The organism is Acinetobacter sp. 12966 (assembly GCF_031196995.1).
In the GTDB taxonomy this organism is placed as follows: Bacteria; Pseudomonadota; Gammaproteobacteria; order Pseudomonadales; family Moraxellaceae; genus Acinetobacter; species Acinetobacter geminorum.
In genome coordinates this window covers 149,235-165,177 of sequence record NZ_JAVIMC010000059.1, presented here as the reverse complement: position 1 = coordinate 165,177, position 15,943 = coordinate 149,235, and the positions used below count along the sequence as shown (strand labels likewise).

Annotated in this window: 13 protein-coding genes; 4 read left to right on the top strand and 9 right to left on the bottom strand. The window is 40.5% G+C overall.

The window, feature by feature from the left end:
- Window position 1: 1 nt before the first annotated feature.
- The 8 genes from RFW85_RS09350 to dxs all read right to left on the bottom strand — a co-directional run bounded on the left by RFW85_RS09350 (window position 2) and on the right by dxs (window position 8,473).
- Window positions 2-643 (bottom strand): phospholipid-binding protein MlaC, encoded by a 642-nt coding sequence (locus RFW85_RS09350; RefSeq protein WP_002116826.1) that lies wholly within the window; start codon window positions 641-643, stop codon window positions 2-4.
- A gap of 26 nt (window positions 644-669) precedes the next feature.
- A complete protein-coding gene (locus RFW85_RS09345) occupies window positions 670-1,350 on the bottom strand; it encodes an outer membrane lipid asymmetry maintenance protein MlaD (RefSeq protein ID WP_005067241.1) in 681 nt (226 codons plus the stop codon).
- Entirely contained in the window at window positions 1,350-2,126 is a 777-nt protein-coding gene (gene mlaE, locus RFW85_RS09340) for a lipid asymmetry maintenance ABC transporter permease subunit MlaE (RefSeq protein WP_002117010.1), read from the bottom strand. The genes RFW85_RS09345 and mlaE overlap by 1 nt, the downstream gene beginning before the upstream one ends.
- Entirely contained in the window at window positions 2,123-2,941 is an 819-nt protein-coding gene (locus RFW85_RS09335) for an ABC transporter ATP-binding protein (RefSeq protein WP_002116999.1), read from the bottom strand. The genes mlaE and RFW85_RS09335 overlap by 4 nt, the downstream gene beginning before the upstream one ends.
- Window positions 2,942-3,031: 90 nt before the next feature.
- Complete coding sequence (locus tag RFW85_RS09330) at window positions 3,032-3,241, bottom strand: hypothetical protein (protein WP_005067237.1); 210 nt, start codon at window positions 3,239-3,241, stop codon at window positions 3,032-3,034.
- Window positions 3,242-3,347: 106 nt separating this feature from the next.
- Entirely contained in the window at window positions 3,348-5,210 is a 1,863-nt protein-coding gene (locus tag RFW85_RS09325) for a DEAD/DEAH box helicase (RefSeq protein WP_016143582.1), read from the bottom strand.
- Window positions 5,211-5,616: 406 nt separating this feature from the next.
- Entirely contained in the window at window positions 5,617-6,447 is an 831-nt protein-coding gene (locus RFW85_RS09320) for an inositol monophosphatase family protein (protein ID WP_005078362.1), read from the bottom strand.
- Between the two features lie 121 nt (window positions 6,448-6,568).
- The gene (gene dxs, locus RFW85_RS09315; RefSeq protein ID WP_309171469.1) at window positions 6,569-8,473 is read right to left on the bottom strand and encodes a 1-deoxy-D-xylulose-5-phosphate synthase; all 1,905 of its coding nucleotides are present in this window, start codon (window positions 8,471-8,473) and stop codon (window positions 6,569-6,571) included.
- Window positions 8,474-8,776: 303 nt separating this feature from the next.
- On the opposite strand from dxs, the gene ribA reads away from it, so the two are divergent.
- From ribA to aroE, 3 genes are all read left to right on the top strand, one after another.
- Window positions 8,777-9,379, top strand: coding sequence for a GTP cyclohydrolase II (gene ribA / locus RFW85_RS09310; RefSeq protein ID WP_002116908.1), 603 nt, complete (start codon window positions 8,777-8,779; stop codon window positions 9,377-9,379).
- Between the two features lie 128 nt (window positions 9,380-9,507).
- Window positions 9,508-10,458, top strand: a complete 951-nt coding sequence (hemF, locus tag RFW85_RS09305; protein WP_309171468.1) for an oxygen-dependent coproporphyrinogen oxidase — start codon at window positions 9,508-9,510, stop codon at window positions 10,456-10,458.
- Between the two features lie 179 nt (window positions 10,459-10,637).
- Window positions 10,638-11,426, top strand: coding sequence for a shikimate dehydrogenase (aroE, locus tag RFW85_RS09300; RefSeq protein ID WP_309171467.1), 789 nt, complete (start codon window positions 10,638-10,640; stop codon window positions 11,424-11,426).
- Between the two features lie 44 nt (window positions 11,427-11,470).
- Here the strand turns inward: aroE and RFW85_RS09295 are convergent, their stop codons facing one another.
- A complete protein-coding gene (locus RFW85_RS09295) occupies window positions 11,471-13,813 on the bottom strand; it encodes a hypothetical protein (protein WP_309171466.1) in 2,343 nt (780 codons plus the stop codon).
- Window positions 13,814-14,070: 257 nt separating this feature from the next.
- On the opposite strand from RFW85_RS09295, the gene RFW85_RS09290 reads away from it, so the two are divergent.
- Window positions 14,071-15,894, top strand: a complete 1,824-nt coding sequence (locus RFW85_RS09290; RefSeq protein ID WP_002116803.1) for an acyl-CoA dehydrogenase C-terminal domain-containing protein — start codon at window positions 14,071-14,073, stop codon at window positions 15,892-15,894.
- Window positions 15,895-15,943 lie beyond the last annotated feature (49 nt).

Genomic DNA, 15,943 nt, shown 5'->3' with positions numbered 1-15,943 from the left:
CTTATTTCTTTTTGTTTTGATTAACAGCTGCGTCTGCATCAGGTTGGAACGTAGCAATTGCTTTATTTAAATCACCACCATTGCGTTTCACTGTTGCAGCAAACTGATTACGGAACTGTAATCCTAGATCAATACCAGAAACATTGATATTACGGATTTTCCATTGAGTGCCTTTGTCAGCTAACTGGAAAGAAACAGGAATTTTTTCACCATTGTGATTAAAGTCCAATGTCACTACAGGATTTTTACCCGCAGTTGCCTTGTAAGGACGCATGGTATAGCTTTGATTTGTATATTTAGCAAATGCGCTACCGTAATTTTCAATTAATGTATTACGGAAATTCGTTTCGAACTGAGCACGCTGTGCAGCTGTACTATACTGATTCGTCGCATAAGTACCCATCACAATACGAGTGAACGCTTGTGAATCAACATACGGGTCTAAGTTCTGACGTACAATTGATTTTACTAAAGCAGGATTGTTCTGCAACTTAGCATGATCTGCTTTTAAACGAGCGATCAAGCCATCAGCAACACGCTTGATAAAATCAGGTGGAGCTTCTGAAGGTGCAGCAAAAGCTGTACCTGCAATCATAGTAGACAAAAGACTTGCTGTCAGGGTTTGTTTAAACAACGTATTCACCTGGAACCACTCCTTCAAATAAACTCTTACTCAACAAATGACGGCTGTGCACTGCTGTCGGTACTTGCAGGAGCTTTCTCTTCTGCTGAGGATGAACCAGCGGCAACTTTACCTGCGCCACCACCAGTAATAAATTTACTAATTAAATCTTCTAAATCCATGGTTCCTTGAGTATTTGAAATTGTATCGCCACGTTTAAGATAGTTTAAACCACCACCTGGAACGACTTTCAAATATTTCTCACCCAACAAACCATTGGTTGCAACCATTATATAAGCATCTTCATCAATACTGGTGATGGAGGACATGTTACTGATCAGTTGCTGTTCCATTGCTTTTTGTTGCTCTGGAGAAGCCTGCGTATAATCAGAACTATAACGTAGTTCATCTAAAGCATTTTTTTGAACTTCTTTTAGCTGCTCAGCATTAAAACTTGTCAATTTTCCATCTAAACCAAAGGTTACGGTAGCCAAACGCGTAACTGGATCAAGGGTAATTGAATCAACACGACCAATTGTGACACCGCTCATCGTTACTTTAGCACGAGGCTTTAAACCATTGACGTTATCAAACTGAGCCTTCATGGTATAACTATCATTTAAGTTAGTACCAACAAGGCCACTAACTTTCATGGCTAAAAAGAACAAGGCAATACCGAAGATAATAACAAAGATACCTACGGCCAGCTCACTACTACGTGATTTCATTAAATCCCTCCGAACATGACCGCAGTCAACACGAAATCAAAACCTAAAACACATAATGAAGAATATACAACTGTTCTTGTCATTGCAGTTGCGATTCCTTCTGGAGTCGGATCACACGCATATCCTTGATATACCGCAATCCATGTACATAACAAAGCAAACACAATACTTTTGATAATGCCATTTACGACATCATGCCCAAATTGCACATTGTTTTGCATTCCGCTCCAGAATGAGCCTTCATCGACGCCAAGAAAATCGACACCTACCATTTTACCGCCCACAATACCAATCGCAGCAAAAATGACAGTTAGCATCGGTAAACTGACCACTCCCGCCCAAAGACGCGGTGATACGATTTGTTTTAATGGGTCAACCCCGATCATTTCCATGCTGGCAAGTTGCTCACTTTGCTTCATTGAACCAATTTCTGCTGTTAATGCAGAACCTGCTCGGCCAGCAAATAATAAAGCAGCAACCACAGGTGCCAATTCACGCAGCAATGTTAAAGACACCATGGTGCCTAGCATTGATTCACTGCCGACGTTCACTAAAATTGAGTATCCTTGTAAACCCAGTACCAAACCAATAAATAGGCCCGACACAGTGATAATTAACAAAGACATCACCCCTACCCGATGCATTTGGTAAATAAATCGTCCAAAACCACCAGATGAAGGAAAAGAAAAAACAATTTGTAAGAGCATTAGTGCCGCAACACCAATCCCTCGAATCCGCTCAATAACGAGTCTACCTAACCAGGCAATCGTATTCATGGACGAACCTCGTTATCTAAATAGGCTTGATGACTAAATTGGTATTCAACTGGTCCTTCTGCCGAACCTGTTAAGAATTGGCGCACAAATGGAGAAGCATATGCCTGTAATTCTTCTGGTGTTCCTTCCCCCTGAATTTTTCCTTCTGCTACAACATAAATGTAGTCAGCAATAGAAAGGGTTTCGGGAACGTCATGCGAAACAATAATTGTGGTTAAATCTAAAGCCTCTCGCAATGAACGGATTAAACGTGTCAAAACACCTTTTACAATAGGGTCTTGCCCTGCAAACGGTTCATCGTACATGATTAAATCAGGGTCAAGCGCGATCGCACGTGCTAAAGCAACACGACGGTTCATACCACCTGAGAGTTCTGTAGGCATTAATTGTTCAGAACCACGCAAGCCTACTGATTCCAGTTTTAATGCAACCAGTTCAGCAATTAGATTTTCAGGAAGCTTGGTATGTGCTCGAATCGGAAATGCCACATTTTCATAGACTGACATATCCGTAAATAAAGCACCGCTCTGAAATAACATTCCCATACGTGCACGGGCTGAAAAAAGTTCCTGACGAGACATTTTTGCAATATCTTTACCGTCGAGCAAAACTTCGCCCTGATCAGGAACTAACTGTCCACCGATCAGACGTAATAATGTTGTTTTACCTGTACCAGAAGGTCCCATAATGGCCGTAATCTGGCCACGACGTATATTTAAACTAATATTGTCATAAATGACGCGTTCCCCTCGATTAAAACTCAAATTTTTCACTTCAATAAGTGGTTGAGTCGAGAGAGGAGTTTTATTATTCATAATGGCAATCGTTCCTGCACTTTTATGCACGCATACTATAACACTGAAAATTGGCAAACTTGTTGTTATTTTGACAAAAGCAAAGCTAAGTTAGTTGGTAGAAATAGAAGAGGTATGTTCGTAAAAAGAGGTTAATTCAGAAATTTGAAACTGCTCAATAGAACTTCCAGTTATAAAAGCATAGGCAAAATAAACCCCATTACACAAAACAAGTGCAATAAAAAGATAAGGCAAGCCGTGCTGAACTAATAAGTTCTTCAACTGTGCCATTATTGTTTCTTTTCGTTTACTTTTACTCATTATTTAATAAAAAATTGAACCAATTCACACTTTGTTATTTTATAACAAAACTGAAAAATAAAAAAGGCCAGTATTTCTACTGGCCTTTCTTTAAACGAACTTTTGATTAACGGTCGAATTTACGACGCGGTTTATCATCAAAACTACGACGTGGGCGATCTTCACCACCGAAGCTACGTTTTGGACGATCTTCGCCACCAAACGCTGGACGCTCACCACGTGGTTTGTCATCGAAGCTACGACGCGGTTTATCGTTAAAACCACCTTCGCGACGTGGACGATCTGAGTTGAACTCACGACGTGGACGATCTTCGCCACCAAATGATGGACGCTCACCACGTGGTTTGTCATCAAAACTACGACGTGGACGATCTTCACCACCGAAACTACGTTTTGGACGATCACCAAAACCATTTTCACGACGTGGTTTGTAATCTACGCGGTTACCACGGTTGTCATCATTTGAGTCAAAACGCGGTTTATCGTTGAAACCACCTTCGCGACGCGGACGATCTGAGTTGAACTCACGACGTGGACGATCTTCAAAACCACCTTCACGGCGTGGGCGATCTGAATTGAACTCGCGACGTGGACGATCTTCACCACCGAATGGACGTTCACCACGTGGTTTGTCATCAAAGCTACGACGTGGACGGTCATCACGACCACCTTCACGGCGTTTGAAGTTGCTTTCGCCTTCAAAACGACGACCACCGCCAAAACCGCCACCACGACGACCATCACGACCACCGTTGCCGCCACGACCACGACCACCGCCATCACGACCTGAACGAGCAGGAGGTGGAGATGGCTCTAAGCCTTCAATTTCAGAAACACTTAAACGTGCATCTAAATAGTCTTCAAGCGCACGGATTTTACCGCGTTCACGATAAGTCGCTAAAGTAATTGCTTGACCTGTACGACCAGCACGACCTGTACGACCAATACGGTGTACATAGTCTTCATGTTTCATTGGTAAACCGAAGTTAATTACGTGAGAAATTGTCGGTACATCAAGACCACGTGCAGCAACATCTGTCGCTACCAAGATTTTTGCACGGCCTTCACGAATACTACGTAAACGACGGTTACGAACTGTTTGTGGCATTGCACCGTGAAGTGCAACTACAGAATGACCTGCTTCTGCAAGTTCTTCAGCCAACATATCTGTATCTTCTTGAGTGCTCGCGAATACAACCGCTTGATCAAGAGTTTCATCAGCCAACCAGTGAGTCAGAAGTTTCTTCTTGTGTTCGAAACCATCTGTCCAGTGTAAAGTTTGGGTGATGTCAGTGTTTGTACTGTGACCTGTTTCAATAGCAATACGCTCAGGTTCATTCATCATGCGCTCAGCAAGACGAATAATACGGTCAGCGAAAGTTGCAGAGAACATTAATGTTTGACGACGGTTACCAGCTAAATCGCTGATTGCTTCTAAATCTTCAGAGAAGCCGAGGTCTAACATACGGTCAGCTTCGTCAACGATTAAAGCTTCAACTTTATCTAACTTTAATTGACGACGGTTTACTAAATCTAATAAACGACCAGGAGTCGCAACAATAACTTGCGCGCCTTTAAGTTGTTGGATTTGCTTACCAAAAGGCATACCACCCATGATTGCAGCAATACGAACACCTTTCATGTGACGTACGAAAGCAATCGCATCTTGGCTAACTTGTTGAGCCAATTCACGTGTTGGGCATAAAACTAAAATGTTAGGTTGGGTCACAGCTTTCATACGTTCTTTGAACGGAACAAAAGTTTCTTGACCAGCTAAATTATGTAATGTCGGTAATAAAAATGCCGCAGTTTTACCAGAACCAGTCTGGCTAGATACTAGAAGGTCTTTTCCTTCTAAAGCTGCAGGAATAGATTGTTCTTGCACAGGAGTCGGGGTAGTAAAACCTAAACCTTCAAGCGCTTGTTGTAAGGTTTCATGCAAAGAAAATTCGGCAAAAGTTTTGCTCATAGAGAGTTTCACCCTAGTGGGTGCTCCATTTTTAATAAATACAAAATAGACATCGGCACAAAGCGGCAAAGCAAAGTTAGCTGAAACGTTTTTTCAGCAGCAATCCGAGTAACGACGATGTGGACTAAACGCACGCTTGATTACGGCCGAACCTGAAGAATCGCTGAGCGATCGGGGCGCAAGAAATGGTCCTCTCTATGGACAGCGTGCGCTTACAATGAATAGAACAGAATGTTCAGGTAATGAACGGAAATTTAAGTGCGTGGGCGGATTATAGCAGAAAGAAATTAAAAGTCATGTGTTTTAATCAACTTTCTTCATATTTATTGAACTCAGTAATATTTACCCATGGCTTAAAAAAATAAAACCCTCTGATAATAGAGGGTTTTATTTATAAATAATTAAATTATTTTGCGGCTTGAGCCCAAGCTGGAACTACAGTTTGCATTAAAGGTTTTAGCATTTTGAGTGAACTTGCAAGTACTTGACCATTTTCAAGAGACTCATTACCACCGCGTGCGTCAACCACTACACCACCTGCTTCTTTAATAATAAGCTCACCAGCAGCGATATCCCATGGTTTTAAACCAAGTTCAAAGAAACCATCAAAACGGCCAGCAGCAACATATGCTAAATCAAGGGCAGCTGAACCACCACGACGAATTTGTGCGCCTGCTTGAGTAACCGCTAATAATGAAGCAAAGTGTTGTTCTGCATAAGATACGATCTCACCAGCACGTTTAGCGCGGTAAGGATGGCCTACTGCCAAGAATGTATTTTCTAAAGTATCTTTTACATTTACACGAATACGGCGTTGGTTCATGACCGCACCGCGACCGCGACTTGCAGAGAATAATTCGTCACGTACTGGGTCGTAGATTACGCCGTGTTGAGTAACGCCTTTATGCTGAACTGCAATAGAGATACAGAAATGAGGGAAACCATTAATAAAGTTTTGCGTGCCATCAAGTGGGTCAATTACCCAGCACCAGTCTGCATCGTGGCCTTTGCCTTCTTGCAAACCGAACTCTTCACCTAAGAAGCTATGGTTTTTATAACTTTTACGTAATGTATCAATCGTCAATTGTTCCAAATAACGATCTACACGTGTTACCGGGCCATCAATGCCTTTCTCTTCAACTTGCAAATCGAGTTTATGACGATTTTGATGCGCTTTTAAAAGCTCTTGACCAACTGTTTGAGCCGCACGCGCAGCCATAACCACCATAGGTTCCATTGAACACCCACTACAATACAAATTTGAAGATTTTGACAAAGAATAATGCATAAAAGCGCATACATTTTAGCAAATGAATGCGCTTTAGGGGAAAAAATGTTTCAAAAATTTTATTAAAGGCTTAAACCACCTGATTTAGCTTAAGCCAAGCTCGTTCAATTGAGTTCAAAATACCTTTAGCATCTAAGCCACAATCTTGTAGCATTTGACCATGTGACGCTTGCTGCAAGAACAAATCTGGCAGACCTAAATTAATGATAGGTTTAACAATTTGTTCTTGTGCCATGAACTCATTTACTGCACTGCCTGCACCACCCATAATCGCGTGTTCTTCAACAGTTACAAATAATTGTGTATGTTCAGCCAAATCACGAATAATTTTTTCATCAAGTGGTTTCACAAAACGCATATTTACAACACGCACACCAACATCATGTTTTTGTGAAAATTGCTCAGCAGCTTCTATGGCAACCATAACGCGACTACCAAACGCTAAAATCGTAATCTGCTCATCACAAGCAGGTTTAATTTCAGCAACGACTTCTGCCTTACCTAATTCAATAGCAGTTAGCTCTTGCTGAATTTCAACGCCTACCCCAGCACCACGAGGGTAACGTACTGCTGCTGGCCCATTATAAGCATAGGCAGTATGCAACATCTGGCGGCATTCATTTTCATCTTTTGGTGCCATAATGACCATGTTCGGAACTGTACGCATATATGCATAGTCATATGCACCAGCATGAGTTGGACCATCTTCACCAACCAAACCAGCACGGTCAATGCCGAAAGTTACATCAAGATTTTGTAATGCAACATCATGAATAAGTTGGTCGTAACCACGTTGCAAGAATGTTGAATAGATTGCAACAACAGGTTTTAAACCTTCACAAGCCATTCCTGCTGCAAGTGTTACCGCATGCTGTTCAGCAATTGCAACATCGAAGAAACGTTTTGGAAATTCTTTAGCAAACTTAACCATGCCCGAGCCTTCGCACATAGCTGGAGTAATCGCTAATAAACGTTCATCCTGTGCAGCTTCGTCACACAACCATTGACCAAATACATCAGAATATTTTGGTGGCGTTTTACCTGCTGAAGTCGCATTAATTTTGCCAATCGCATGATAGGTAATTGGGTCAGCTTCTGCCGGAGTAAAGCCTTTACCTTTTTTAGTATAGACGTGGACTAAGCGTGGACCTTTACGCTTTTTCAATGCATTAAATACTTGAACGAGTTGATTTACATCATGTCCATCAAAAGGACCGAAGTAGTCAAAACCAATTGCTTTAAATAAATTATCGGCCGCATCTGTTGCCGATTGATGTAAACGAGAGTTGTACGTCCATTTCGGATGCGGCTGTACATAAGCCTCGCCATGTTCATCGACATTAACTAAATGACCTTTTTCCCAAATTGCAGCTAAATGCTTAGCAAAACCACCTGTACTGCAAGAAATCGACATGTCATTGTCATTAAGTACAACAATTAAATCGGCATCGTGTGCAACAGCATCGTTCATGGCTTCAAATGCCATACCTGCTGTCATTGCGCCATCACCCACAATACAAACCACTTCACATGGGTCATTTTGATAGCGACGTGCTAAAGACATTCCCAAACCTGCCGAAATTGCAGTTGATGAATGCCCTACGCCGAATGTATCAAAAACTGATTCTTCTCTAGCTGGAAATGCTGCTAAACCGTTCTTAGCACGGATTGTTGTCATTTTCTCACGGCGACCAGTCAAGACTTTATGGGGGTACGCCTGATGACCTACATCCCAAACTAATCGGTCATTTGGAGTATTAAAGCAATAATGCAGCGCAACCGTCAGCTCAACCACGCCGAGGTTAGCACCGAAATGGCCACCACTCTGGCCTGCTGCATATAAAATATATTGACGCAACTCATCAGCCACTTGAACCAATTGGCTATGCTCGAGCTGACGTAATTGTTGAGGATGATCAATTGCATCTAACAATGGCGTAACAGGGCGTTGAGTTGGAATTTCGGTATACAACATATGTGGCAAAGCCTTTATAAGCCTGGCAAATCCTAAGCTGGGTCAAAATGGGTCGATCATACAATCGAATGAAGTCACCTTCAATCAGCCACATTTGCGAACGAGGTCATGCAAAGCAGTCTCTCATACAGTATGGGTATGGTTGGCAGATTATCCTGAATAATCTGACTATTTATCAACTATTATCGTCTTCTTTATACAAAAAAGAAAACCTTAGTGCTCAAAATGATTATGACAATTCGACCAATCTCCCAGCATTACGCTATACTTTAAACCGTTTTCGGTTAAAAGATGAGTTAATCTGTGCCTATAGAGTTCATTGCAACATCAAAACTCCCGACTGCTTTTGGTGAATTCAATATTTCTGTGTTTCAAGATCCAGTATCAGGTGAAGAACATGTGGCACTGTCTAAAGGGTTAGAAAATCCACCCACAGGCCCTGTTTTAGTACGTGTTCATTCAGAATGCTTAACAGGTGATGCTTTTGCGTCATTAAAATGTGACTGCGGCCCTCAATTACAGGCAACTCAAAAGCTCATTAACGAAGCAGGTCAAGGCGTTATTTTATATTTACGCCAAGAAGGCCGTGGTATTGGGCTTACGAATAAAATTCGTGCGTATGCCTTACAAGATCAAGGTCATGACACGGTAGATGCAAATTTACTTTTAAATTTGCCAGCTGATGCGCGCCGTTATGACATGTGTAGCATTATGCTCGATCACTTAAAAGTAAAAGAAGTTAAGTTAATTACTAACAATCCTTTGAAAATTCAGGCACTCAAGGATCAAGGTATTAATGTGGTTGGTCGTGTTCCGTTAACGGTTGGACGTAATCCTTTTAATGAACAATATTTAAAAACTAAACGTGAACGCATGGATCACCTTTATCAAAAAGATGATTTCTAAAACAAAATTATAAACTTAAAAATAATTGGAAGGGATTTTTAAGACATTTCTCAAAAATCCCTTACTTTTTTTATGGTTTTGTGTTTTGATGTATCTATCTCCTATCTCAATCATCTTTGAGGGTCACTATGCAACATCCGACTTCAACAGATATTCAACGTGTCCGCGAATTTCTCCTCGATTTACAAGCCCGTATTTGTGCTGGTTTAGAACAACAAGAAAAAGCTGGCGGTGGTACGGGTGAATTCATTATTGATGATTGGGAACGTCCAGAAGGTGGTGGTGGTCGTTCACGAGTTTTACAAAATGGCACCGTGATTGAAAAGGGTGGTGTGATGTTTTCTCACATCAACATTAGTAAACTGCCCGCTTCTGCTACAGAAAGACATCCTCAAATTGCTGGTGCTAAAGCACAAGCGCTTGGTGTGTCATTAGTCATTCATCCCAAAAACCCAAACATTCCAACCTCCCATGCCAATGTACGTTTATTCGTTGCAGAGCCTGAAGGACAAGATCCAATTTGGTGGTTTGGTGGTGGTTTTGACTTAACACCATTCTATCCAGATGAACAGGATGTTATCGATTGGCATCAAGCCGCACATGACCTATGCCAGCCTTTTGGCGACAATGTCTACACTGAACATAAAAAATGGTGTGATGATTACTTCTATCTAAAACATCGAGATGAACAGCGTGGTGTCGGTGGTTTATTCTTTGATGATTTAAATTGCTGGGATTTCGAAACCTGCTTTAAATATATCCAAGCTGTAGGCAATGGTTATTTAAATGCCATTCTGCCAATTTTTGAAAAACATCGTGAACAGCCTTATACCGAAGCTCAACGAGAGTTCCAGCTTTACCGTCGTGGTCGTTATGTCGAATATAATTTAGTCTATGACCGCGGAACATTGTTTGGCTTACAAACAGGTGGACGTATCGAGTCTATTTTAGTCAGCCTGCCTAATCTTGCAGCTTGGTCGTATCGTCCAGAATGGGATGAAGACTCACCAGAGAAACGTTTAACCGACTATTACTTAAAACCTCGTGACTGGTTAAACCTAAAAGAAAAAGTTGCTTAATTTTTTGCTTTTCGGAGATTCTTTGGCTTCCACCCTAAAGAATCTCCTTTTTTATTTTCAATTTTCTGAATCTCATTCAAATATTTTTTCTTATTAAAATTTGGCTTATAGTGAGACCTGCTGAAAATTCAGTACAGACTTTATCTGCCTCATGCCATTTTAAAATTTTGGATATAAGAATGACCAAACAGTTTGCAGTAATTGGCAACCCCATCGAACAATCACGCTCTCCTGAATTGCATCATGCTTTCGCTCAAAAAACAGGTGTTGACCTAAATTACCAAAAACGTCTCGCGCCTCTTGATGGTTTTGAGCCGAGTATGCGTAGTTTCTTTGAAAATGGCGGGATTGGCATGAACGTTACCGTGCCGTTTAAAGAACAGGCGTTTGCTTTGTGTGATGTGCTGACTGAACGTGCTCAAATTGCCAAAGCTGTAAATACACTTTGGATGAAAGATGGCAAATTACATGGTGACAATACAGATGGCCAAGGCTTAGTTGCCGCAATTGAAGCTTTAGATTGGAACTTAGAAAATACAACTATTTTAATTTTAGGTGCTGGTGGTGCAACTCGTGGTGTTATTTACCCGCTTGTGCAGGCTGGCGCTAAAAAGATTGTGATTGCAAATCGGACTATTGCTCGTGCTGATCAACTTGTAGATGACTTAAAAGCAGCAGTCCCGCAAGCTCAATTACAAGCAATTTCTCTAAATGAGCTAGAAGGGAAATTTGATATTGTAATTAATGCAACTTCTGCAAGCCTGTCTGGTGATGCATTACAACTACCAGAAAATTTAGAGTTCAAATATGCCTATGAGATGGCCTATGGCAAGCCATCTAGCTTTCTTGATCAAGCCAAACAGCGCAATGTACCTTATGCGGAAGGTTTTGGCATGCTCGTTGGTCAGGCCATTGAAGCTTTCTATATTTGGAATGGCGTAAAGCCAGAATTAAAAGATTTTCTATAAGTCAAAAAAGAACCTACTTAAGTAGGTTCTTTTTATCTCAGCTATTATTTTTTTGCTGCAACCATCTGCTTATAAACATCTCGGAAAATCTCATAATCAATAAATTCATTATGTTCAGGTTTTAAATTCTGAATTGTTTTTTCCGTAAGTTGCTGTTTGCGAGCAGCGATATAAACTTTACCTAAAATATCAGCTGTTTCTGACAACAAGTGTTTTTCTTCGTCAGAACTACCATTTTGTTTTTCAAACTCTAATTGATACTGTTTTGAGAAAAGCTCTGCAGGTTGCTTATATTGTTTCTGTAGTTTTTGCCATGCTTCACGCCCAGCTTCACCTTGTATTGTTGTGATCACAATATGGTCCACAGCTCGGCCTAAGTCATTATCAAATTGGTCTTCTTGCTCAAGATGATGCTTTTTCTGCAACGCCTCAATACGTTCTAAAGCTTTACCTTGTGGGTTATAGGTTTCCTCTTCAGAGAACCAGTAAGCATAAACCTCGGCAATTTCTTGCAACTGTTGAACTGAATAATAATGAATATATGACGGTTTTTCGGCAGTCAATTTTGCAATAAACACAGCCTTATACGTCTTGTCATAAGCATGTGTTGCATCATAAGTTTGGTTAGCCAACAGCGCCAGAGTCGAGTCTAAATCTTGTACATCGCTATGAGCGCCAACTGGATGCTCAGAAACATCACTCTGCCCAAGTTTTTCACTAAACCCTTTTATGAAGTTTTCAAATAAAGAACCTTTGCTTGCTTCTGCAACTGATTTAGCTTGTTTAAGTTGCTGCTGATTAATTGGGGTCGCTCTACCATAATTGAGAATTTGCATGTCTGCTTTAATATTAAAGCGATGGTTAAATTCAGCTGGTGTATACGCAATATCATAATCCGCGTTGACTAAACGGCCCTTTTCATCCAGTCCGACATCAATCGCAACCGGATTTCTTTGTTTTGGTAAAGCTTGTTCAATTTCTGCCTTATGCTTGATCCATAGAGCTTTGAATGCTTCATCATCAACAAACTGGTTTTGATCATAAGCAGCAAAAGTTTGTTTCAATGCAGCTTGACGAGCTTTAATCTGAGTTTTTTCGGTATTTACAGCACTCTGATCAAGCACATCAATACCGTAAATTTGACAGTAATTAATATCACCTAAGGCAACTGGACTTTTTTGAGACTGTAATTCAACACACTGATCTTCTGTAAGTGAAGCCACTTCTTCATCTTGTGCGACTTCTTCAGCATCTGCTACAGCAACATCTTCCGCTTGGGCCGTATCAGAAGCTTCCTCTTCAACTGCCCCATCTTGAGCTGCACTTGATTGGTCTTCATCACCATATTCAGAATCTAAGGCATTACCAAAATGAGCATTAATAAGTGAATAAAGTTGCTGGCTAACTGCGGCTGCATCTTCAGAAGAAACTTTTTGCCCATCAGCATTACCCTCTTTACTCTTCGCTTCCGAAGCAGCTAATTCAGTTGCTATAGTTTCGGCAATCTTTTCTTCATCAAAACCAAAAACATTTTTTTGCAGATATTTAGCATTGACCTGACTATAGAGCTCTGATTGTAGCAATAACGCTTCAACCGTATCTTTTAAACGAATTTTTTCTACAATTCCCGCTTTACGCTCAGCGTCACTAACTGATAAACGCTGTAAATTTTGTGGTTCAGCCAAACGATAAGATACAGCGCCAGAAGCTTTCGCATATTCAACGAATTTCTTCATGTCGACATTCGTAAACAAATTTTTATACTTTGAAAAATCCACATACGCTAAATTATTTTGATTATCTTTATTGACCAGATAAGGCATTAATCCAAAATAATTAACGTAAAATTTATAATCTTTCAGATCAAGTACCATTGGCAATTTTGCCTGTACCAAAAGTGTCGGTTTTTCATACCTTGCTGTAAGGTTTAAAGACCCCATTTTTTGACGATAATGAACCGAACCATCGTAACTAAATTCAAGATCATTTAATAAATTAATTAATACGGCGTTTACTTTTTCTGAGCGTGATTCACCAGAAATACCCGAATCCGTCTGCTCATTTGCAATTGCGGCATACAGCGCCTGCTTCTGTTTTTTATTCAAATTAATTTTTTGTTCACGTAAATATTGATCTACTTTTTTTTGCACTGCAGCATCTAGCTGCGCTGTTTTTTCTACATTATTTATTTTTTTTGACTGGTTTGGATCAACACTAACTTTAAAATTCCCACGATAGTCATAGCTTGGGTATTCATACATTGCATTCATACCCTGAATGACTTTTTGATCTAACTGAGTAGATGCTACAGATGGACGTAGGTTATGCTGCGCACAAGCGGTCAAACCCAAACTAAACAAACATAAACTGAGATATTTTAAATACATAACCTTTTTTAAAACCTTATCGCTTTATCTTTTTAGCAAAACTTGCTAAAAATAAGAAAATTAGTTGTTTTTTCACATAAAAGTATAAGTCCTGAATGTAGCAGAAATTATAATTTCAGGTGTATTTATTTTCGACAAAATTCGCTTTTCTGACATTTCTTTCGGGTGCGATTAACATTGTATTTTTATCATGCGAGTGAATAATCAAATCATCGATACAGATAATCCCACAATGATTCAAAATTAGGATTAAAGCCATGCCAGCATATAAAGCCCCGCTACACGATATCCGCTTCTTAATGAATGAAGTACTAGATTACCCTGCTCACTATAAAACTTTATCAAATGGTGAAAATGCAGATCCAGATACTGTTGATATGATTCTTGAAGGTGCGGCAGATTATTGTGAAAACGTATTGTCGCCACTTAACCAATCTGGTGATGAAGAAGGTTGCCATTTTGACAACGGCGAAGTAACTACTCCTAAAGGCTTTAAAGAAGCTTATGACCAATTCGTAATGGGCGGTTGGCAAGGTCTTTCTTACCCAGAAGAATTTGGTGGTCAAGGCCTTCCAATGTCTTTAAACCTGATTAAATCAGAGATGATGGGTACTGCAAATTGGTCATTTACCATGTACCCAGGTTTAAGTTCTGGTTGTATGAACACTATTTTGCAATTCGGGACTGATGAGCAAAAACAAACATATATGCCTAAGCTTGTTGAAGGCACTTGGAGCGGCACAATGTGCTTAACCGAACCTCAATGTGGTACAGACTTAGGTCAGGTAAAAACTAAAGCTGAACCTCAAGCAGACGGTAGTTACAAAATCACCGGTACAAAAATCTTCATTTCTGCTGGTGAACATGATTTAACTGAAAACATCATTCACATCGTACTTGCACGCCTTCCGGATGCACCTGCTGGTACTCGCGGTATCTCATTATTCATCGTACCAAAATTCATGCCTACAGCTGATGGCGGTGTTGGTGAACGTAATACAGTTGCTTGTGGTTCAATCGAACACAAAATGGGGATCCGTGCATCTGCAACTGCGGTACTCAACTTTGATAATGCAACTGGTTATTTAATCGGTGAAGTAAACAAAGGCCTACATGCAATGTTTACCTTCATGAATACAGCACGTATTGGTACTGCTGTTCAAGGTATTGCACACGCTGAGTTATCTTTCCAAGGCGCATTACCATATGCCAAAGATCGTATGTCAATGCGTGCGCTTTCTGGTAAAAAAGATCCAGATAAAGTTGCTGATGCAATCATTCACCATGCAGACGTACGCCGTATGCTGTTAACTCAAAAAGCAATCGCTGAAGGCGGTCGCTCTATGATTTACTACGCTGCTCAAATCGCTGACAAAATGACAGATGCTTTAGCACGTGGTGATCAAGCTGCTTTTGAAGACTACGATGATAAACTTGGTTTCTATACACCAATTTTAAAAGGTTTCTTAACTGAACTTGGTTTAGAAGCTGCTAACCACGGTATGCAAGTTTACGGTGGCCATGGCTACATTAAAGAATGGGGTATGGAGCAAATCGCACGTGATGCACGTATTGCGACTTTGTATGAAGGAACAACTGGCGTTCAAGCACTCGACTTGATTGGCCGTAAAGTGTTGTTAAGTTCAAAAGGTAAAGTGGTTCGTGAATACACTGCTGAAATCCTAAAATTCTGTGCTGCCCATGCACGTAATAAATATTTACGTCGTTTTGCTTGGGACTTAACTAAGCTTTGTGCTCAGTGGAACACTTTAACAGTTCGTATCATGCTTGCTGCACGTAAAGACCGTGACATCGTATCTTCTGCTTCTGTAGATTTCTTGATGTTCTCAGGCTACGTGATGATGGCTTATTTCTGGGCTCAACAAGCTGTGGTTGCTTCTGAGAAATTAGAAGCAGGTAACGGCCAAGAAACTGCTGAATTCTATAAAGCAAAAATCAAAGTTGCTGATTTCTACTTCGACCGTTTATTACCACGTGCTCAAGGTCATGCAGAATCAATGGTGACTACATCTCGCACATTAACATCATTACCAGTGGAACACTTTAGCTTCGATTACTAATCATTGTTAAATAGTGAAACGAAAAAGAGCGCAGTATAAATTGCGCTCT